The organism is Cytobacillus sp., from assembly GCF_032154635.1.
Taxonomy (GTDB): Bacteria; Bacillota; Bacilli; order Bacillales; family Cytobacillaceae; genus Cytobacillus.
This window is the reverse complement of the sequence record NZ_JALDXW010000001.1, coordinates 326,621-346,986: the sequence shown is the minus strand read 5'-3', so window position 1 is coordinate 346,986 and position 20,366 is coordinate 326,621. Positions and strand designations below refer to the sequence as shown.

At 36.5% G+C, this 20,366-nt stretch carries 20 protein-coding genes; 5 read left to right on the top strand and 15 right to left on the bottom strand.

What is annotated here, in order from left to right; genetic code table 11:
* Positions 1-39 precede the first annotated feature (39 nt).
* Complete coding sequence (locus RUH74_RS01865) at positions 40-732, top strand: Crp/Fnr family transcriptional regulator (protein WP_313798537.1); 693 nt, start codon at positions 40-42, stop codon at positions 730-732.
* Between the two features lie 134 nt (positions 733-866).
* Positions 867-1,337 (top strand): Hsp20/alpha crystallin family protein, encoded by a 471-nt coding sequence (locus tag RUH74_RS01860; RefSeq protein WP_313798536.1) that lies wholly within the window; start codon positions 867-869, stop codon positions 1,335-1,337.
* A gap of 34 nt (positions 1,338-1,371) precedes the next feature.
* On the opposite strand, the gene RUH74_RS01855 is transcribed toward RUH74_RS01860, so the two are convergent.
* The 3 genes from RUH74_RS01855 to RUH74_RS01845 form a co-directional block, all read right to left on the bottom strand.
* Positions 1,372-3,765 carry an ABC transporter permease subunit gene (locus RUH74_RS01855; protein ID WP_313798535.1) on the bottom strand — a complete coding sequence of 798 codons (2,394 nt, stop codon included), beginning with the start codon at positions 3,763-3,765 and terminating at the stop codon, positions 1,372-1,374.
* A complete protein-coding gene (locus RUH74_RS01850; protein ID WP_313798534.1) occupies positions 3,758-4,621 on the bottom strand; it encodes an ABC transporter permease subunit in 864 nt (287 codons plus the stop codon). Before RUH74_RS01850 ends, RUH74_RS01855 begins: the two co-directional genes overlap by 8 nt.
* A gap of 153 nt (positions 4,622-4,774) precedes the next feature.
* Positions 4,775-5,368 carry a YppG family protein gene (locus RUH74_RS01845; RefSeq protein WP_313798533.1) on the bottom strand — a complete coding sequence of 198 codons (594 nt, stop codon included), beginning with the start codon at positions 5,366-5,368 and terminating at the stop codon, positions 4,775-4,777.
* A gap of 214 nt (positions 5,369-5,582) precedes the next feature.
* Between RUH74_RS01845 and RUH74_RS01840 the strand changes: the two genes are divergently transcribed.
* Positions 5,583-5,765 (top strand): YppF family protein, encoded by a 183-nt coding sequence (locus tag RUH74_RS01840; protein WP_313798532.1) that lies wholly within the window; start codon positions 5,583-5,585, stop codon positions 5,763-5,765.
* A gap of 41 nt (positions 5,766-5,806) precedes the next feature.
* On the opposite strand, the gene RUH74_RS01835 is transcribed toward RUH74_RS01840, so the two are convergent.
* From RUH74_RS01835 to RUH74_RS01825, 3 genes are all read right to left on the bottom strand, one after another.
* Positions 5,807-6,178 carry a YppE family protein gene (locus RUH74_RS01835; protein WP_313798531.1) on the bottom strand — a complete coding sequence of 124 codons (372 nt, stop codon included), beginning with the start codon at positions 6,176-6,178 and terminating at the stop codon, positions 5,807-5,809.
* A 68-nt stretch (positions 6,179-6,246) separates the two neighbouring features.
* Positions 6,247-6,519 carry a hypothetical protein gene (locus RUH74_RS01830; protein WP_313798530.1) on the bottom strand — a complete coding sequence of 91 codons (273 nt, stop codon included), beginning with the start codon at positions 6,517-6,519 and terminating at the stop codon, positions 6,247-6,249.
* A gap of 403 nt (positions 6,520-6,922) precedes the next feature.
* Positions 6,923-7,918 (bottom strand): DUF2515 domain-containing protein, encoded by a 996-nt coding sequence (locus RUH74_RS01825; RefSeq protein WP_313798529.1) that lies wholly within the window; start codon positions 7,916-7,918, stop codon positions 6,923-6,925.
* A gap of 112 nt (positions 7,919-8,030) precedes the next feature.
* On the opposite strand from RUH74_RS01825, the gene recU reads away from it, so the two are divergent.
* Both recU and RUH74_RS01815 read left to right on the top strand, forming a co-directional pair.
* On the top strand, positions 8,031-8,645 hold the full coding sequence (recU, locus tag RUH74_RS01820; protein ID WP_313798528.1) for a Holliday junction resolvase RecU: 615 nt from the start codon (positions 8,031-8,033) through the stop codon (positions 8,643-8,645).
* A gap of 53 nt (positions 8,646-8,698) precedes the next feature.
* Positions 8,699-11,341, top strand: a complete 2,643-nt coding sequence (locus tag RUH74_RS01815; RefSeq protein WP_313798527.1) for a PBP1A family penicillin-binding protein — start codon at positions 8,699-8,701, stop codon at positions 11,339-11,341.
* Between the two features lie 28 nt (positions 11,342-11,369).
* Here the strand turns inward: RUH74_RS01815 and RUH74_RS01810 are convergent, their stop codons facing one another.
* The 9 genes from RUH74_RS01810 to panD form a co-directional block, all read right to left on the bottom strand.
* The gene (locus RUH74_RS01810) at positions 11,370-11,894 is read right to left on the bottom strand and encodes a YpoC family protein (RefSeq protein WP_313798526.1); all 525 of its coding nucleotides are present in this window, start codon (positions 11,892-11,894) and stop codon (positions 11,370-11,372) included.
* Positions 11,887-12,546, bottom strand: a complete 660-nt coding sequence (gene nth / locus RUH74_RS01805; protein ID WP_313798525.1) for an endonuclease III — start codon at positions 12,544-12,546, stop codon at positions 11,887-11,889. Before nth ends, RUH74_RS01810 begins: the two co-directional genes overlap by 8 nt.
* Positions 12,547-12,570: 24 nt before the next feature.
* On the bottom strand, positions 12,571-13,281 hold the full coding sequence (locus tag RUH74_RS01800) for a DnaD domain protein (RefSeq protein ID WP_313798524.1): 711 nt from the start codon (positions 13,279-13,281) through the stop codon (positions 12,571-12,573).
* Between the two features lie 156 nt (positions 13,282-13,437).
* Positions 13,438-14,733: an asparagine--tRNA ligase gene (gene asnS / locus RUH74_RS01795; protein ID WP_313798523.1), complete on the bottom strand. Its 1,296-nt coding sequence runs from the start codon at positions 14,731-14,733 to the stop codon at positions 13,438-13,440.
* 222 nt (positions 14,734-14,955) lie between these two features.
* Positions 14,956-16,146 (bottom strand): pyridoxal phosphate-dependent aminotransferase, encoded by a 1,191-nt coding sequence (locus tag RUH74_RS01790; RefSeq protein WP_313798522.1) that lies wholly within the window; start codon positions 16,144-16,146, stop codon positions 14,956-14,958.
* 13 nt (positions 16,147-16,159) lie between these two features.
* On the bottom strand, positions 16,160-16,633 hold the full coding sequence (locus RUH74_RS01785; RefSeq protein WP_313798521.1) for a cell wall elongation regulator TseB-like domain-containing protein: 474 nt from the start codon (positions 16,631-16,633) through the stop codon (positions 16,160-16,162).
* 14 nt (positions 16,634-16,647) lie between these two features.
* Positions 16,648-16,818 carry a YpmA family protein gene (locus tag RUH74_RS01780; RefSeq protein WP_313798520.1) on the bottom strand — a complete coding sequence of 57 codons (171 nt, stop codon included), beginning with the start codon at positions 16,816-16,818 and terminating at the stop codon, positions 16,648-16,650.
* Between the two features lie 201 nt (positions 16,819-17,019).
* Complete coding sequence (dinG, locus tag RUH74_RS01775) at positions 17,020-19,821, bottom strand: ATP-dependent DNA helicase DinG (RefSeq protein ID WP_313798519.1); 2,802 nt, start codon at positions 19,819-19,821, stop codon at positions 17,020-17,022.
* A 161-nt stretch (positions 19,822-19,982) separates the two neighbouring features.
* Entirely contained in the window at positions 19,983-20,366 is a 384-nt protein-coding gene (gene panD / locus RUH74_RS01770; protein ID WP_313798562.1) for an aspartate 1-decarboxylase, read from the bottom strand.

Below are 20,366 nucleotides of genomic sequence, written 5' to 3'. Positions count from 1 at the left end.
ATATTGGTAATAATGGCTTTTACCAGCAGAGGTGAAAATATGGAAACAATTGAAATAAAAAAGATGCTTTCCCAATTTACCCTTTTCCGCGGGCTGAGTGATAAAGAAATGGATAAAATTGTCGGGATTTCAATCTCTAGAGAATGGAGGAAAGGAAGCCACATCTTTATGCAGGATGATCCGCTTGAAAATGTTTACTTCATTCAAAGCGGCCGCATCAAAATTTATAAAAGTGATATAAACGGAAAAGAGCAAATTGTAACAATCGCAAAAAGCGGGGATATGTTTCCTCATGTCGGTTTCTTCCGTAAAGGAGGATATCCTGCGTTTGCAGAAGTGCTGGAAAATGCGAAACTAGTCGTTGTTCCGATTGACCAGTTTGAGAGCGTATTAATCGATAATCCCGAATTATGTATTAAAGTATTTAATGTTCTCGGTGAAAAAATAGTGGATTTACAAGAACGATTGGAAGCACAAGTATTAAATAATACGTATGAACAGATTATTAAGCTGCTCGTACGATTAGCTAAACTTCATGGAGAAGCGCTAGAAAACGGTTTATTCCTTTTGAAGGCAGAGTTTACAAACAAAGACCTCGCAAATATGATTGGCACGACGAGAGAAACCGTCAGCAGGACATTAACAAAGTTGAAAAAAGATAAATTAATTGAAACAGATGCTAATGGCAATATCATTATTGATTCCGAAAGGCTATTAGAAGAAATTATTTAACATGAATCGTAAATTCCTACGGTTCTTTCTTTTTATTCGCCCAATTGGAACAATTACCCACTTCTTTTCATATGATATCATGGCATAAACACGGAGCAGGTGTCTTATGCTTTTCTATGAAAGGGGCTGGAATTATGAATGAGCGGAATAAAAAAGATAAAAATGAGCCTTTTGGAGATTTGATGAGATCTATGAATCACTTTTTTCACGATAAGCCTGTGAGAGGATTTTTACAGACGATGGATGAATTTTTTAAAAATCCGTTTACTTCCTCTGCGATGTCATTTCAAGTAAGTGTAAGTGAAACGGATGATGAGCACATCATCTCTGCAGAGCTTCCAGGCGTAAATAAGGAACAAATCCAACTTGATGTGATTGATAATTATGTCACGATTACTGTCCTTTCCCTAGAGTCTATCACAGAGGAAAATGATCATCATGAAATGATCAAAAAGCAAACTTCTATGAAAAAATCGATTAGAAGCATTCCTCTTCCACAGCCAATCGATGAAAATAAAGTAAAAGCTTCCTATCAAAATGGTTTATTAAAAATACGTGTTCCTAAACAAAAAGGAAAAAAAATAATGATCGATAAAATCGATTAAAAAACAAGCAGCGTTTTGAACTGCTTGTTTTTTCTTAAATATTCAGCCAGCCATTAAAATATCCTGACGGAACTAGGAAATAATCCTTTGTAAAACGAACAAATTCTTCTGTATTTACTTCCTTATACATAAAGTGATGATAGTAATCAGAAAGGAACTGCATACCCACTTCCTTTACATTATCCCCTTTCAATCGATACTTTGCCTTCATCATTTTTAACAATTCGACTGCAGGCTGCCCATACATATAGCCAGTATGCTTCAATTCATGGACGGGAACATTGGAATATTGTCTGCCTAGACCTGCTTCCTTAATCATATCCATCCGGTGCTTAGGAAGAGCAAACGCCTGTCCCTCCGACTGATTTTCCGCAACATAAAAATACATAGATGTCGCAAATTCTGTTATCCCTTCGTCAACCCAGCCCTCATTATATTGATCATTCGCCACTACCCCATAGAAATACTGATGGGCAATTTCATGGACGATCGAGGTACGGTAAAAATTCATATCTTGAATATACGGATTGATCGTTACAGCTCCAGGGTATTCCATAAAAGGTCCATTATCAAGAATGATATCCAATTGTTTATGAGGGTACGCACCAATTTTTTCCTGGAAAAATGAAAGCGCACCTTTAGCAAGCGCTAAAGAATCATCGATTTTCTTGTCATGATCGCTTTTTGTAAACAAGCGGATCTTTACTCCATCATTTGCAGTCGTTTCATGGATATCCATATCCTTTGTAACGGCAATGAAAAAGTCCCTTACCTTTTTCATTTTTACAGTTCCCTTATTCACTTCAGGTTTAGGGTCCCTATCCGCGGAGGAAATAAATGTATAGCCCTCTGGAAGCTTATATTCCACCTTATAATTGGCAAAGTCAACATGATAGGTCTCTACACCATCAGAATAGTCCTCTTTGTTCCACTTGCCATTCTGATAAGTTGCAAGCATCGGATACCATTGGGCTAAGTAATAATTATCTTTTTCTTTTGAAAAACGAACTCCCTGCTCTGGAGGGGTAAACTCATATTCAACCTTTACCGTTTGTTTACTTTGTTTTTTCATATTATTAGGGAGTGTTATCTTTAAAGTATCCTTCTCCAAGCTGTAATCAGCCTTTTTCCCATTTACTTCTATTTCCTTTACTTTCACTATAGCATTCCCTTTGACTGATTCAAAGGCATGTCCCTCTGTAAAGACATTAGGAATAAAATAAAAGACAAGCTCCTTCCAAGCATCATCCGATTTGTTCTTCACTTGAATGGTTGCAGCTATATTAAACACCCCATTTTCATCCATTTCAAGCTTTATATCGTACGCAGCTTTACTGAAATTCTTTACACCCACATCTGAATCTTTAGTGAGATAAACATATGTACCTGCCCCAATGAAGATTAAACATAATCCAAGAAAGGCTAATTTCTCACCGTTTAGAGACCAAAATTTACCTTGTTTGCCAAACTGTTTTCTTACAGGCTTCATTCTTGGTACTTGTCCAATCCTTATCCAAGGCGTTCGGGCATAATTCGATTGAAAACGATTTTTTAAGCCGTTTGCGAGCAAACTAAATGAAATCGTTGTAAATAATAACACGATTAAGGGAACAATGAGGATATGGGTATTTCCATATATATTTAATCTTGCCTGCCCAACTAAGCCTGATAATTCCTTTGTCACAGAAATGTAAATTAGCGGGTCGAAACGCATGAGTGTTCCCCCGACAAAAATATTTACTAATGCCAGCTGCCCCATAATCGTTATGACATATACAATTTCAAGTATAAACATAACGAGAATGGTTTCTTTCAATTGGGGAAAAATATGCTTCCAAATGAGTCTGTTCCTGCTCGCTCCTAATGCCTTTGCTGCCTCTATATAAACAGATTTATTCAGTTCAGCTGTTTTCAATCTAACTGATGAAACAATACTCGGTATGCTAATTATGGAAGCAATTACAATAAAATAGCCTAACAGTGTTCTCGTTTCTAACTGACCATTGAAATTGATCGGCATCATAAAAAAATATAAGATCAAAAATAATGGCACATAACTCCATGCATTTTCAAAGGCAATCATCCAACTAGGGGTTCTTTTCCACTGCCCTATATATAAACCGAGTATTGTACCTACAATCATTTTTATAAGTGTGATTGCTAATGCTATCACCACTGTATAACGAATGCCATGTAATATCATTGAAAGTAAATCGTAGCCCCATTTATCGGTTCCTAATGGATAGTCCTCCGATTCAAAGGGCTCCATTGGCGGTGAAATAATTTTCCCATCCGTATATTGCGTTTCTAACGTTTCTGTTAATGAATAAGGCGCCATGATTGGTCCAAACAAACAAAGAAAAAGCAAGAGCGAAACACAAAATATTCCTATGTATAGTGAGTAATTGATTTTTAATAGTTTATTCATAAATAAATCCTCGTTTAAATAGATAGAATACGAGTCTAACTGATACATAGACAATCGCTGATATTAAGAGCATGGCAAATAGCCCAATAGCAATCGGCTGAATCTCACCGCTTTGAAAAATAAACTTTGTAATGCCTGAGACATTGAGTATGTATTCAATAATAAAAAGATTACCAATCGCTAAAGAAATGACCTTTACTAATTCCGCAGTAATGAAGGGTTCAATATTTTTATATACATGTTGGAAGTTAATATAATTTAAACGCATCCCTTTTGCGACAGCTGTTCGAATATAATCTTCACTGCTCGTTTGAAAATACTTAACAGAAATTAATTTAAATAAATAGAGAGTTGGTGCGATGGCAACGAGTACTGTCGGGAACCAAGTATTTAATGCACCTGCATCCGGCCTTAACGATATCACCCTAATCCCGGTCCACCTATATATTTTTACAGCAAGAATCATAGACATAACTATGATAATAAAATCGGGGATGGCCGCTAAGATATTTATAAAATAGTTAAATAGTTTAGTTAGCCGGAAACGGCTAAGGAAAATTCCAAACAGCAAACTAATGATTATGCTTGCATTTACGCCGATAAGCATAACTTTTAAACTGGTTAAAAAGTTATCTCCAATGTCTTGTTCAATATTCCTAACCTGTGTGCCCAATCGGTAGGTTCCGAGACTTCCTTTGCTTACTTCACTTATAAAATCGCCGTAAACTTTTGGCAACTTTTCAAAGTGCCATTCCAGCTTACTTTCAGCTGAGTTGACTTCTATGATCATAGGCAGTGCAGCTAAGGAAAGTATTAAGAGGAATATAATAATCATTTGCTGTATGATTCTAAACACCTCTACTCCTCCTTTCTTATCAAAATCTATTTTTTCACTTTTTGTTAGTAATTGTCAATAAAATTATGTGAATTCATACAATTCAACAAATAAAAAAATGGCCTTGCAGCCATTTTTTTATATTTTAGTAAAATAATTAATTAGCCCTTTTTACTAAACCTTTATTATTCCCCCTAGTCCTTTTACCATTGACGAAACCTGACTCACTGCATTCATCATCGTTCCGGCCGTATCAACCATTTTATTAAAATCTAGCGTACCATCCTGACCTTTAAAAGAGTTTATAATCGATTTAACCCCTGATGGCTGTTTTGGAATAAAAGATTGTTTAGGATAAGGGTTCATATATGGATTTATTGGATAATGCTGCTTCGAATTCGTATAATTAGTGTCCGGCTCAGGCTCTAATGGATTTTGAAAAATACTTTGTATATGATTATGCTGTTTTTGCTGTCCATACGGCTGCAGTCCGTAATTATGGTAAGGATCCGCCCCAAGATATGGATTTACTGATGTATGTGAAATCGGATAGGGATTATACCCATGGGGTGGCATTTGATTCATTTGTACATGTTGCGGGGAATGAGAATTCCCCCAATGATTTGAGAGATTTGGGTAAAAAGCAGACGGTTGCTGGCGATCAGAATATTGATTGTAAATCCTCGGTCCATAGCGATTCATGTTTGCGTATGGATGAAAAGCTGGAAATTGAGCGGGATATGCGGGATGTCCTCTTCTTCCAAACATGGGCAGACTTCCTCCTTAAAAGTATTATTCATTATGATAATTTATGTTTAGAACGCCCATCATGTGAATAAAAATAAATCTCAACACTTTGTCAAATTATGAAATAAACTGTCGGAAGTCTAAATTTTTTAAAAATAACGGACAGCTTTATTTATGTGATAGTATATTAAAAAAGTAGAAAGTATTTTTATACAAATTTGAGGAGGGAATTATAATGAATGTTCACGAACTAAACATGAAGTTTCTTCAAATTCGAAATTACAGTCCTGAAAATGTAAATGAATTACTAGATTTTACTAAGAAGGCGTATATTCAAAACGATATTTGTATTAATGTTTATCGGCAGCTTGTTCGTGAGCTTGAAGCACAAGGAGCAGAAGTTCCAGAAAGCTTCTAGTCTAGTTCCCATATATCCAAAGAATTAAAAGGGAGTCCTTACTACAAGGGCTCCCCTTTTAATTCAAGAATGACACTATTTAGGATAAATTTTGCGGAAGCCATTACATTATTAAATCTTGAACGACTTGTACTTGGAAAAAATGCTTGTACGGAAACGGTTTCGATATGTTCATAGGCAGCATCTATTTGCTGAGTATATAAATTTTTGGGCCTAGTCTCTTCAATCCATTCGTACGCTTTAATTTTCCACGCGTCATTAACTTCCTTCACTTCATCAGCAAAAGGCTTTACTTTACCGAAAAAGTCGCTGCTTTCCCCTGTTTCCCTCACTTCAATGTATTTCAATGAAAGGCTATCGGTGTAGGCAAGTAATTTTTGGGTTAATTGCAAAAGCTCTTTATAATCTTCCATTTATGTTCAGCTCCAAAAATAAACGCAGCTTAATTTTTCAAGCTGCTGCTAATTTCATTCTAGATTAATTAATATCCTAATTCAAGCTTCATGCTATTTGGGCGATGTAATTGACTAGCTTGGCCAAGCCCTTCCTTTTCTTTTAGAAGGTTTGCTGCCTCCTTTTCAAGTGCAGTTATCTTTTCTCCACAATTATTCATTTTTGCTGTATATTCGTCCCGAACATTTTGACGGGCTTTAGAAAGGCTTGTTTCCAAAATCCCTTCCAGTTCTTCCAATTGGTCAGAAATTTCCGTAAGCATGCTTAGTAATTCTTCTTTTGCGATGATTTTTTTGTCCATCGGCTTTGCCTCCTTATATATGCAAAAGTACAAACAATCTATCAAAATGTATGTTGTCTTATTACACTCTATTCGTCTTGTCTTTTATCAATCCTTCGTCCCTGACAAAACTAGAAGGGATTCGGCAAATAAAGAAGGATTTTTCAATCCATTAGACCTGCATTCGACAAGTTTAAATCGGAATGAAAGTAATGATACATGCAAACACTAATATTGGAGGTGCAATATATGAAAAAACATCAAAAGGATAATAAAACACAGCCGAAGAACCTAGAGGAATCAAAAACAGGATACGGCGATAAAAAACTCGAAGGACCAGACCGTCCTTCTACATAAGGTCAATTGACGGAAGCTTGTGCAAAAAATAAGAGCGCTGCAATCAGACATGCTGATATCAGCTCTCTTATTTGATTGATTTCACCCATTCGCTTAAACAAATGCCTTTTTCCATTTGTTCCTGCTTCTTTAAGTACCAATTAGTTATTTCAATGGGATGCTTGTGATCTGCCATCTCATTTCTCCATTTTTTCTTTATTCGGCAAAATGTTGACCAGTCCCTTAGATCATAACGATGATGCTTGACAATCGGATAGGTACATCGTAAAAATGGAGTTGTTCTTAATTTTTTCTGCTTTAAATATTGTTCATAATCATATCTTGAACCTGTATGCTCGGTTGTACAGGCAAATGCATAAAACCTAGGATAAAGCATCTTTTTAAACAAAATGTCTGCCAATCTTTTCCCTAATTCAATTCGATTAGAAATAGACTTAAAACCACTTACACTTGCCCCATATAATTCCCCTTCCCTCGTTGGGAAAATAACTGAGCTATAATGAAGCCAATCTTGAAAAACAAATAAAAAAGATCGAAAAACAGTAGATTTATATACAGAATGCTTAATAACTGGCTTTTGAATTACATTTTGTTCATTAATGATTAGCGAAATCATCAGTCTATCTACTTGGCGATCATCCCAAAACTTAACCCATTCACTTTCCATAAATGAAGATACATGGAAAAACTTTAATAAATGAAACATTGGGCGATTTATTTTCGTCGAATACAGATAGAGCAGTAATTGAGGAAAAGCATCTTGAAAAATAAGCCAATTGGCACGCTCATATGTGAAAAAAAGCTTTTTCCTAAAACTGTTATCTAAAGCTCTTGAAAATAGGGTCCCTTCAAGGTCACACATGTTCCAGCCTGCATTTCGGGATACCATACTAGCAAGAAAGGACCATTTAATTTCCGGATGTTTATTATAATAATGATGGTATGCTTTCGTTCTCGATATGTTATCTATATTGTATCGGATAGTCTTCTCATTAATTCGGTTAATTAATTCAATTTCCGCTAATGAAAGCTGTTCTATAGATCGTCCTTTTTGATATAACATTAATCAGCATCTCCTCAAACATTTAACTTAACTTTTGCAAACTAATACTTTTTATTCAACCAAATCGAACAAAGTTTTGGTATGATAAGAAATAGCTTGTGAGGTGAGTAAGATGAATTTCAATTATCCTAACGGCAAAAGATTTATACCGGAAAAAAAGGAGACAATAAAATTAAAGAAAAAAGAGAAAAAATGGTCCTACAGCAATCGCGGAATGACTTTGGAGGAAGATATAAACATAACTAACGAATATTATTTAGACCAAAACATTGCAGCAATCCATAAGAAACCGACACCCATTCAAATCGTTCAAGTCGATTACCCAAAAAGAAGTGCAGCCGTCATTAAGGAAGCCTATTTTAAGCAAGCTTCTACAACTGACTATAATGGAGTTTATAAAGGGAAATATATAGATTTTGAAGCAAAAGAAACACAAAATCCAACATCTTTTCCATTAAAGAATTTTCATGACCACCAAATTTCACATATGGAAAAAATCCTTAATCAAGATGGTATTTGCTTTGTCCTGCTCAGGTTTTCACTTACAGAGGAAATATTTCTTCTTGAAGCACGGCATTTACTCACCTTTTGGAAAAGAATGAAGGATGGGGGAAGAAAATCGATCACAAAGGTAGAAATAGAAACGTTCGGCCATCTGATTCCACTCGGATATCAGCCAAGAATTGACTATATTAAAAAAATCGATTATCTTTATAGACTTAGTTAGATCATTTTAAATGGAATCAAATTTTCTTTACAGTCCAGAAAGGATGAATAGATATGGCAGAGAATTATCAATCAAGAGAGGAGCGCAGAAAACAGCATGCTTCTAAACATAAGAATAAAGGCGGTAAACAGCCTTCTAAAGGAATTTTCAAACGAATCTTTCTAATATTAATTGCCCTAGGCATTGCGGGTATGCTTGTTGGTGCTGCTACCTTTGCTTTTATGGTAAAGGATGCACCTAAGCTTGATGAGAAAGCTTTAAAGGACCCTATTTCGTCAAAAATTCTTGATATTAATGGAGAGCTAATTACCGAAGTTGGCTTAGAAAATCGAGAATATGTAAATTATGAGGACATCCCTAAACTAGTTGAAGATGCATTCCTTGCTACAGAAGATGTCCGGTTCTATAAACATAATGGCATGGATTTAATCCGCTTAGGGGGCGCGGTGCTTGCCAACGTTACCCGTGGTTTTGGATCAGAGGGAGCTAGTACGATTACACAGCAGGTTGTAAAGAATTCCTTCTTAAATAATGAAAAAACATTAAGCAGAAAAGCACAGGAGGCATGGCTTGCCTTTCAGCTAGAACGAAAGTATACGAAACAGCAAATTTTTGAAATGTATGTCAATAAAATATGGATGTCTGAACGAAGCCATGGGGTACTAACTGCCTCTCATATTTACTTTGGCAAAGATCTTGATGAACTAGAGCTACATGAGGCTGCTTTGCTAGCTGGTATGCCGCAAAGCCCAGAAAACTACAATCCATTTAAGCATCCGGACCGTGCAGAAAAGAGAAGAAATATTGTTCTTTCATTAATGAATCAGCATGGATTTATTACGAAAGAACAAATGAAGGCTGCACAAGCGATTCCAGTTGAATCAAGTCTCGTTAAAGAAGAAGATCGAAAAAAGAATGATGCTCCATATGACTCCTTTGTTGATGTTGTGATTGAAGAAGTAGAAAGTAAATACCCTGATTTAGATATTTCTTCTGATGGACTTACTATTTATACTACTTTAGATACAAAAGCACAGGATTATGTTGAAAAAATGCTTAATTCAAATGATATTGTTCAATTCCCAAATGATGAATTCCAGGCAGGAATAACCTTACTTGATACGAAAACAGGGGAAATTAGAGCAATTGGCGGTGGCAGAAATCAAGAAGTAAAAAGAGGATTTAATTATGCTACTGATTCAAAACGACAAGCTGGTTCGACATTTAAACCAATTATGGATTACGGCCCTGCAATTGAATATTTAAAATGGGGAACCTACCATACATTAGATGATAAACCAACTACTTATTCAAGTGGTCAGCAGATGAATAACTGGGACCGAAAACATATGGGAAAAATGTCATTACGTGAGGCATTAGCTCGTTCACGTAATACAGCTGCTCTGCAAACCTTACAGGCAGTAGAAAAAGAGGTTGGCTTAGATAAGGCAAAGGAATTCGTTAATAATCTGGGAATAGATATGGATGAAGTCTATGAATCCAGTGCGATTGGTACTCAGGAAGTTTCGTCATTACAAATGGCTGGTGCCTATAGCGCTTTTGGCAATGAAGGATTTTATACAGAACCGCATTCGATCAAAAAAATTGAAATGCGAGATAAGACAACCATTGATGCGACACCAAAGTCTGAAGCAGTCATGCAGGATTATACGGCATTCATGATCACTGACGTCTTAAAAAGTGTTGTGAAAGATTCCTTTGGAACTGGGAAACAAGCGAATGTGCCTAACCTTCATTTAGCAGGAAAAACAGGTACGACAAACTATTCCGCTAAAGAAAAGAAAGAATGGCAGATCCAAAGCGGGGGTGTTCCTGATATTTGGTTTGCTGGTTACACGACAAATTACACAGCAGCGATTTGGACTGGTTATCCAAACATGAAGAGCTCGATTGCTCCTAAGGATCAAAAAATCGCCCAATTATTATTTAAGAATTTAATGGCCTATGTTTCAAAAGATATTGAAACACCTGACTTCAAAATGCCTGATAGTGTGGAAAAGGTGGCCATTGAGAAAGGAACAATGCCTGCAAAGCTTGCAAGTGAGTTCACACCTAAAGATCAAATTATTTATGAATATGCAGTAAAAGGGCAAGCACCTAAAGAGGTCTCTGACAAATTTGAAAAGCTAGACTCCCCTGTAAATGTTAACGGAGCCTATGATCAGCTAACAAATGAAATTGCATTAACTTGGGAATATCCTGAGGAAGCAGAAGATATACAATTTGAAGTCTCAGTTGCTCTAAATGATGGAACCGAACAGCCACTACAGGTTGTAACAGAAAAAGGAATCAAAATTGCCAACCCTGTTCCAGGGGGCATCTATCAATTTAAGGTAACGGCAATTAGAGGTGACACGCGAAGTGATCCAGCTGCGGTGAAAGTTGAAGTGCCAATTCAAGAATCTGAAATTGATGATGGATTTGGCAATGGAGATCCAATGGATGATTTCGAAGATGAAGAAGACATAGAAGATGGAACGTCTGGAACCAACGGAAACACTGGAAACACTGGAAACGGAAATGGCTCAGGCTCTGGCTGGGGTAATGGGAATAACGGTAACGGCAACAATAATGGGAATGGAAACAGCCAAGGAGGCATAACTAACCCAGATGGAGAAGATTCAAACAACGGATCTTCTAATCCAGATGGAACACAAGGTTCAGGCGAACAATAAAGATTTGTAATCAAAAAAGCGTCATAAGCTATTGCTTAGACGCTTTTTTGATGGCCAAATGTTTAACATACTGCTTTTCCATTTCTGTCATAAGTTCATTTAATTGTATAAAAGAATGAAAAAGAGCTGGGCGCTGAATAACGAAACCAATCCTCTCTCCCAAATTGACGGGCTGTACCTTTAAGCATTCACTCGATAATGGCATGCCAAAATGAACAGGCAGTTCATTTGCCCAGTAAACGAACTCCATAAATAGTCCAATCCCCTTTTTCATAGGTGCAATGGCATCTTTATACTTTCTTTTTGAAAAAATCTCTTCAAGATGCCTTCTTTCAGCATCCCATTCATTTTTTAAGAGAGGAATGAACTCCTCATGCGATTGCCAGGGCTTTAGTGCCTCAATATTTGCATAAAAGGCTGCTTCATACAGAAAAGGTATATCCATCACTTTATTTTGTAATTGATCCTTTTCAACAGATATTCTGTCATTTACAGAAAAAAAGAAAGGATTAATCAACTCATCCGGAATGGATAACATTAGTTGATCACTCATTATGCCCCTTCTCCTTCATCCGCTTTTTCCCTTCTCTGCAAAGTTCGAGCAATGGGCATATCGGACATTGCGGGTTTTGCGCCTTACAATGATACCTTCCAAAAAATATCATACGGTGATGAGTAACAGACCATTCATCCATCGGTACTTTTCTCATCAATGTCTTTTCTACTTCTAATACTGAGTCCTTCCATCTGCAAAAGGCTAATCTTTTGCTTACTCGCTCTACATGTGTATCGACCGCAATTGCTGGAACACCATAAGCAACTGAGACAACAACATTTGCCGTTTTGCGCCCAACTCCAGGAAGCTTGGTCAATTCATCTCGATCATACGGGACAATGCCACCATAATCGTCAAGAAGCATTCGGCAAAGTTTCTGAATATTCTTTGCTTTATTCCGGTACAATCCGATTGAACGAATATCCCCTTGCAGCTCATCTAAAGAAACATTTAAATAGTCTTCGGGTGTTTTATACTTTTGAAATAAACTTTTTGTTACTTTATTTACTAGAACATCCGTGCATTGAGCTGATAATGCCACGGCAATGACTAGTTCAAAAGGATTGGAATGATTTAATTCACAATGTGCATCAGGAAACATTTCACCCATTCGATCAAGGCAAAATCTGATTTGAGTTTTATTTAACATATATCCCACCACTTACTCTTCTATTTATTGCTCAAGCCAATTATAAAACGGAACAGATTTTAATGTTGGATCTGGCTCCTCCAGTTGTCTGTTTCTCTGCGGTGTTTGACTTTGCCTGAATTTTTTTCCATAGCTTTTTGCTTGTTCAATTGTTTTAATTCCATTCTTTTTCCATTCGAATAAAATTCGGTCAATATAACGGAAATTTAGCTTTCCTGAAATCACCGCTTCTCTTAAAGCAGCTTTTATTATATGCGGGTCATGATGGTCATCATCCATCCACATAGCAAGTGTTTCACATTCGAATGGAGATAAAGGACGTCCGAATTCTTGCTCAAAGCAAGTATACAAATCTGTTTCATTCTTTTGATTTGCTATGACAGCTTCCTGTTTGTTTCTGAGCAAAAAATAATCTATTAATTTTTCCCATAACGGTCCCACATCATATCTCTCATATCGAACATTGTCTCCTGAATAGCTTTCTTTTATTTCAATAAACCCTTTTTGAATTAATTTACGTAGAATTTCAGTACAAACTGAAACAGTTATCGTCATGCGGGAAGATAATTCAAAAGGGGTTGGAAACTCATTTCCATTTTCAATAAAGGAGATTACTTGCAGTAAAAGCACGAGCTCGTTCTCATCTAAATTCATCTCTTTATAGTGAGTGAGTAATACTCCAGGGATTGTTACGTTTCCCTCCTGGATCCACTTTAATAAACTTGTTTTTGACATTCTAGACACCTCTTCATAAGTATAGCATGAACACCCTTAGCTAGTAAGGAGAATATGAAAGGCAATCTTTCCTATTAATCGCTCCTTGACACTCAAAAGCTGGTTATCACTACTAATAGAAAAAATCCGCAAGAAGCGGATTTTTCTATTAACTAATTATGGATATAAACGATTTAATAAACGTGGAAATGGGATCGTTTCACGAACATGTTCAACCCCACTAATCCAGGCAACCGTTCTTTCAAGACCTAGTCCAAATCCTGAATGTGGAACGGAACCGTATTGTCGCAATTCTAAATACCATTTGTAGGCATCCATTTCTAAATGATGCTCTTCAAGACGCTGTTTCATTAAGTCATAATCATGAATACGCTCAGAGCCGCCAATGATTTCTCCATATCCTTCCGGAGCGATCAAATCAGCACATAAAACAACATCATCACGGTCAGGATGCGGCTGCATATAGAATGGCTTAATTGCTTTTGGATAATGAGTTATAAACACTGGTTTATCGTAGCTTTCAGCAATAGCTGTTTCATGCGGCGCACCAAAATCATCGCCCCACTTAATATCATCAAAACCTTTTTCATTTAAGAATTTGATGGCATCATCATATGAAATACGCGGGAATGGCGCTTTAATATTTTCAAGCTTCGATGTATCACGACCAAGTGTTTTCAACTCTAAGTTGCAGTTTTTCAAGACAGATTGGACGATAAATGATACATATTCTTCTTGGACCTTTAAACTATCCTCATGCTCATAGAATGCCATTTCAGGCTCAATCATCCAGAATTCAATTAAGTGCCGGCGAGTCTTTGACTTTTCAGCACGGAATGTTGGTCCGAAAGAGAATACTTTCCCAAGCGCCATTGCAGCTGCTTCCATATATAATTGGCCACTTTGTGAAAGATACGCATCTTCATCAAAATATTTTGTTGCAAATAATTCAGAAGTTCCTTCTGGTGCACTTCCAGTTAAGATTGGAGGGTCCACCTTCACGAATCCTTGCTCATTATAAAATTCATACGTCGCACGAATAATTTCGTTACGTATCTTCATCACCGCATGCTGACGTCGTGAGCGTAGCCATAAATGACGATTATCCATTAAAAACTCTGTTCCATGCTCCTTTGGAGTAATGGGGTAATCTACAGCTCTTGCAATGACTTCAATATTCGTTACAAGCAATTCATAGCCAAGTGGAGAACGCTCATCCTTTTGTACTTTTCCCGTAACATAAACAGAAGACTCTTGTGTCACTGATTTTGCTTCCTGGAACACTTCTTCAGGGACATCTGTTTTTACGATTACCCCTTGAATAAAGCCTGTTCCATCCCGTAGCTGCAGGAATGCAATTTTTCCGCTTGAACGCTTATTTGCAATCCATGCACCAATTTTCATTTCTTGATCTACATATTTGTAAACTTCAGATATCGTTGTTTTAACCACTGTGTTCCCTCCAAAAACTAGTAAATCTCGACTTATGTATCCTTTATATTATACCTTCCGAAAATGTGACAAGCAACTATGAAAGCGGAAGCGACTTGGTTGGCTATATTCACCGTGATTCAAATTTATTCCCCTTAACAGTTGATATATTCGCCGTCTATCCAACTTCGCCAATACACATAAATATAAAAGCGGCAGCCCGTCTGACTGCACGCTTTCAAATTATTTCAGCTTACTTTCTACAAATTGATGCATTCTACGAACCGCTTCTTCCAATAATTCAAGTGAAGTCGCATAGGATAGACGGATATTATTCGGTGCACCGAAACCGGAGCCTGGAATAACTGCAACCATTGCTTCTTCTAATAAAGCTTGGGAGAAATCATCAACATTTGCATAGCCTGTTAATTCGCAAGCTTTGATGACATTTGGGAATAAATAAAAGGCTCCCTGCGGCTTTAAACATGTAAAGCCAGGAATAGCAATTAATTTCTCATAAATGGTATTAAGTCTATGTTCAAACGCTTCACGCATTTCTTGAAGCATTTTCTGTGATCCAGCATAAGCAGCAATAGATCCGTATTGTGCTGTTGTCGTAGGATTGGATGTACTATGACTAGCAAGATTAGTCATTGCTTTAATGAGATCCTTATTTCCTGCAGCATAGCCAATTCTCCAGCCGGTCATAGAGTGTGATTTCGACACACCATTAATAATAATTGTTTGTTCCTTTAAGTCTGGTGAAAGCCCTGCGATAGAAACATGTTTATTGTCTCCGTAAACTAATTTTTCATAGATCTCATCTGAAATAATTAAAAGATCATTCTTTAGACAAACTTCACCTATTGCCTCTAGCTCAGCTTGTGAATAAAGCATTCCGGTCGGATTGCTCGGTGAGTTAATAATGATTGCCTTTGTTTTACTAGATAGTGCCGATGTTAATTGCTCTGGGGTGATTTTATAATTATTTTCTTCTTTTCCTTCAATATAAACAGGAAGTCCGCCCGCAAGCTTCACTTGTTCTGGATAGCTTACCCAATAAGGTGTAGGAATAATGACTTCATCCCCCTCGTCAAGTAAGGCTTGGAATAATGTATACAGGGCATGCTTTGCACCATTCGTAACGATAATTTCACTTGGATCATAAGTAATTCCCTGATCTTGAGCAAATTTCTTTACGATTTCTTTTTTTAAAGCTGGAAGTCCAGCTGAAGGTGTATATTTCGTATGTCCTTCATTCATGGATTGTACAGCCGCATCAATAATATGTTGTGGGGTATTAAAATCCGGTTCCCCGGCACCTAAACCAATAACGTCAAATCCCTGTGCTTTCAGCTCTTTCGCTTTTGCGGTAATTGCCAGTGTTGATGAAGGTGTTAATGCTTTTACACGTTGCGCTAATTGAATCTCCATTTTTTTCCTCCGTCTATAAGTTTTCGATGCTTTTCCGCCATTCACCTGTTTCAAAATCAACGTAATAATAATTGATTAAATTTCCTTCGGAACGGTAGTAAATTTCCCATAATGGACGATTATCTTCTATACCTAAACGTACAGAAATAATTTCTTTCGGTTTTTTTTCTTCAAGAAGTTTGCTTACCGCTTCTTTTTCAGAAGCACCGTCTGACTGCTTCCGAACAATGATTCTTCCTTCTTTTTCAGGAATCCAAACATACATGTTTATGCCTTTTTTATTTTTACCTTTTAAGACATAATAGGTTTCCTGCCCGTTGTATAAATAAAAATCTTCAGCTTTAGTAAGTTCCGTTTCCTCCATTGCTATTTGAACGGCTTTTTTCTCAGCTGTTTTCACAGGCTTTAATGCATTTTGATAAATAAAAATTCCAGAAACTAAAACAATGAGAATAATGAATATACTTATAATAATTATTTTTTTCACAAATGTCACTCTTCTTATGTACGATATATTGAAAATACAGCTTTATTTTGGTCTTCTTTATCAAGCGCTAATCCAAACATTAAATCTTTTTCTTTTAATGTTCGATTTAATACATCAACCACCTTATAAAGATCTGGGCTTAACTGAACTTTTACTGTTGATATTACTTCAATTTTACTTTCCATAATGGAAATCCTCCTCATAGGCAACAAAATTTGTAACTTATATGTTTATTTCATACGGATAAACTATATGTACGTAACTGTTCAAGCCTTTAAATTAGTATAACAGCTAAATGATTTGCATTAAATATCAACTTAAAATTTCTTCTAATCCATTTACGTCTTTTAGCTGCGCTAAAATTAGCGCAGCATTTTTTAGATCACTTAGATCCACTCTGAGATTACAGGGATTATTTCATTGATTCCCCTTCTTTCAACTGGTACTTCAGGAATTGATTGCAAAAAGGCTTTCCCATATTTGGTTGTCACTAGTCTACGGTCAAAAATAAAAATGAGTCCGCGATCCGTTTTCGTTCGAATTAATCTGCCAAATCCTTGTTTAAAGCGAATAATCGCTTCTGGCAATGAATAATCAGAAAATGGATTGCCACCGCTTTGTTTAATTTGGTTGCATTTCGCCTCTGTTAACGGTTCATCTGGAGGTGAAAAAGGTAAGCGAACAATTATTAGACAAGTTAAATCCTCTCCAGGAATATCAACCCCTTCCCAGAAGCTGCTAGTTCCTAAAAGAATGGCTTTATCAAATTTTTGAAAGTTTCTTGTTAATCTTGATCTGCTTCCACTTGAGATTCCTTGGGCAATAATCGCATAGTCATCTAAAAATCCTGATTCCTTTAAGAGCTCATACGTTTTTCTCAGCATATCATGAGACGTAAATAAAATCAGCATACGTCCTTTTGTTACTTCTGCGATGGAAATTATCTGTTCAGAAATCGATGCTACGTAGTCTTCCAGCGGTACGGCATTTATTTCAGGAAGATCATCAGGAATAATAAGCTTTACCTGTTCCTTATAATTAAATGGTGATTGGATTTGCTGTACGGAACAATCTGATCGCTCTAATCCAAGCTCAGTTAACATATAATTAAACGAATTTTTTACAGATAAAGTTGCAGAAGTTATAATCGCACACTTCTTTTTTTCAAAAAATTGCTCTTTTAAATATTTATCAACGGTAACTGGCTGGGCATAGACTGTCGTCGCATTTTGCATGACACGCTCATCCATCTCAATCCATGATACAAATTCTTCAGAAGGATATAAGAAAATATTTTTGGCGACTAAAGATAGTTCCTTTAATTCTTCTACAAGTGTTGTTAATTCTTCCATTGATGACTTTTCCCTAGCAGATAACGAATCTTGAACAGTTTTGATGAAATCAAGTCTAGCTGAAATCATTTGAATGAAATCTTTAATGAAGAAGACAAATCGCTCTGCAGAGATTTCAAGTGCTCTCCATTCCACATTTTCTTCATCAGCTGTCAATCGGCAGCTAATTCGATTATAGCCCTTTTTCGATCTCTTTCTCTTTTTGGCATAATGGCTAATCACTTTAAACAGTTCATCTACTTCTAGGTTTAACTCGGCCATCATTTGGTTCACTTCAAAGGAATGAATGAGTTCATGCTTGTTTACCCATTCCTTTTCTAATATTTGTTCAAGTTTATATAGCAATTGCTTCTGCTCAATGAGTCCAATCTGACTCAGAAGCAAACGGGTAGATAAATAATCAAAAGTATATCCAAAATGCTTGCTCGATACTTTCATAAAATGATGCCCTTCATCGATAACTACATGGGTATAATCAGGCAATATTTTATGATCCGTTACAAGATCGGTTAATAATAAGGAATGATTTGTAATGATTATATCCGATTGCAACGCTTCTTTTCTCGCTCGTGTATAAAAATCCCTAGAAAGCCAAGATTTATTCTTCAGGAAGACAGTTTCGTCATTTTTTATTTTATTCCAGTAGAGCATCCCCCCACTGGATAAATTTAACTCATCGATATCCCCATAATTCGTCTCTGTCAGCCAGACAAGAATCTGCATTTTTGTAAGAATCGTATCGTAATTATCATCTTGGTCCTTTAATGTTTGCTCAAACTTGGCAAGGCTTATATAATGGCTCCTCCCTTTTAACAGCACTGCTTTTATTGGAAAAGGAAGCATCTTTGCTAGCCTTGGAATATCATTTGACAGTAATTGTTCTTGAAGCTGTGTTGTATATGTACTAATTACGATCGTTCGATTATTTTCTTTCGCATAAATGGCAGAAGGGATCAAATAGGCAAGGGATTTTCCAACACCAGTACCTGCTTCTATCATCGCATGTTTTTCCTCATTAAAAGCCTCATAGACGGAATCCATCATAGAGAATTGTCCTAATCGGGTTTCAAATGCAGGAAAAGCTCTTCGAAATAGTTCCTCCTTCTCCTCTCTGTCTATAGGATAATTCATTAGTTTCGCTTCACAAATCTCTACTTGTTTCACACACTTTTTTAGTGCAATTCCATGATGAATTTCAAGTATATCTGGAATGGTTTCGACCGACGATTCCTTTATTAGAATAATATTGTCAATAAGAAGGTCTAAATCACTTTTTAAGCCGCTAGAAAGCTTATGAAGCTGTTTTACCGTATTTAATGGTAATTGTCCAAGCTTTTCTAAAAGACGCATCAGAAGCTCTGCAGTCACGTATGCATCACTATCTGCTTGATGAGGACGTTCATGGTTCAATCCTTCTCTTATCGCTAGTTCCGATAATTGAAAGCTATCCGCGGTTGGCATTAGCACTCTTGACATTTCCACTGTATCCAAAATCGGACCATAGAAACCATTATATCCCGCCTCAATTAATTCCTCTTGTAAAAATGAAAGGTCAAACAGTACGTTATGGGCAACAAAATAAGCTCCCTCTAAAAGGGTTAATACTTTAGGGGCAATTTCTGAAAAATCAGGGGCATTCTTAACCATGTGATCATTTAAGCCTGTTAATTCTTCAATAAATGGCGGAATCGCTTTTCTGGGATTGACGAAAGAAGAATATTCTTCAGTAATTTTTCCATTTTCAATGACAACTGCTGCAAATTGTATGATTTTATCGCCCTTCTTCGGAGCGTTACCAGTTGTTTCTAAATCGATTACAACATATTTATTACCCATCCTAAACACCTCTAACATTCAGTCAATCAAACGGTATCACAAAAATGGAAAAAGAAAAAGACATAACCCTTTCTATTTTTATTTTTAGCTATATTTCCCCTTATTCATACCCTAATAAGAAAAGCTGACCAGATATATCCAGTCAGCAATTGATCATCATTTTAGTAAATCGTTTTTTCCGGCTCGTGATTGATCATATTTTTAATTCTATTCTTTTCATCCATTATAGCGACTTTTGGTTCATGGTACGGGATCTTTTCTTCAGCAATCATTGCGTAGGAAATAATAATAACGATATCCCCCTCCTGAACAAGACGTGCTGCAGCTCCGTTCACACAAATAACCCCAGAGCCACTTTCACCAGGGATAATATACGTTTCAAACCTTGCCCCATTATTATTATTAACAATTTGCACTTTTTCATTTGGTACCATGCCAACTGCATCAAGAATATCAGTATCAATCGTAATGCTTCCTACATAATTTAAATTAGCTTCTGTGACAACGGCACGATGAATTTTGCCGTTCATCATGGTGCGGAACAT

Bases quoted from the DNA above. Each gene is read 5' to 3' on its own strand.
- RUH74_RS01865 (WP_313798537.1), top strand. From the start codon at position 40: ATGGAAACAATTGAAATAAAAAAGATGCTTTCCCAATTTACCCTTTTC.
- RUH74_RS01860 (WP_313798536.1), top strand. From the start codon at position 867: ATGAATGAGCGGAATAAAAAAGATAAAAATGAGCCTTTTGGAGATTTG.
- RUH74_RS01855 (WP_313798535.1), bottom strand. From the start codon at position 3,765: ATGAATAAACTATTAAAAATCAATTACTCACTATACATAGGAATATTT.
- RUH74_RS01845 (WP_313798533.1), bottom strand. From the start codon at position 5,368: ATGTTTGGAAGAAGAGGACATCCCGCATATCCCGCTCAATTTCCAGCT.
- RUH74_RS01840 (WP_313798532.1), top strand. From the start codon at position 5,583: ATGAATGTTCACGAACTAAACATGAAGTTTCTTCAAATTCGAAATTAC.
- RUH74_RS01835 (WP_313798531.1), bottom strand. From the start codon at position 6,178: ATGGAAGATTATAAAGAGCTTTTGCAATTAACCCAAAAATTACTTGCC.
- RUH74_RS01830 (WP_313798530.1), bottom strand. From the start codon at position 6,519: ATGGACAAAAAAATCATCGCAAAAGAAGAATTACTAAGCATGCTTACG.
- RUH74_RS01825 (WP_313798529.1), bottom strand. From the start codon at position 7,918: ATGTTATATCAAAAAGGACGATCTATAGAACAGCTTTCATTAGCGGAA.
- recU (WP_313798528.1), top strand. From the start codon at position 8,031: ATGAATTTCAATTATCCTAACGGCAAAAGATTTATACCGGAAAAAAAG.
- RUH74_RS01815 (WP_313798527.1), top strand. From the start codon at position 8,699: ATGGCAGAGAATTATCAATCAAGAGAGGAGCGCAGAAAACAGCATGCT.
- RUH74_RS01810 (WP_313798526.1), bottom strand. From the start codon at position 11,894: ATGAGTGATCAACTAATGTTATCCATTCCGGATGAGTTGATTAATCCT.
- nth (WP_313798525.1), bottom strand. From the start codon at position 12,546: ATGTTAAATAAAACTCAAATCAGATTTTGCCTTGATCGAATGGGTGAA.
- RUH74_RS01800 (WP_313798524.1), bottom strand. From the start codon at position 13,281: ATGTCAAAAACAAGTTTATTAAAGTGGATCCAGGAGGGAAACGTAACA.
- RUH74_RS01790 (WP_313798522.1), bottom strand. From the start codon at position 16,146: ATGGAGATTCAATTAGCGCAACGTGTAAAAGCATTAACACCTTCATCA.
- RUH74_RS01780 (WP_313798520.1), bottom strand. From the start codon at position 16,818: ATGGAAAGTAAAATTGAAGTAATATCAACAGTAAAAGTTCAGTTAAGC.
- dinG (WP_313798519.1), bottom strand. From the start codon at position 19,821: ATGGGTAATAAATATGTTGTAATCGATTTAGAAACAACTGGTAACGCT.
- panD (WP_313798562.1), bottom strand. From the start codon at position 20,366: ATGTTCCGCACCATGATGAACGGCAAAATTCATCGTGCCGTTGTCACA.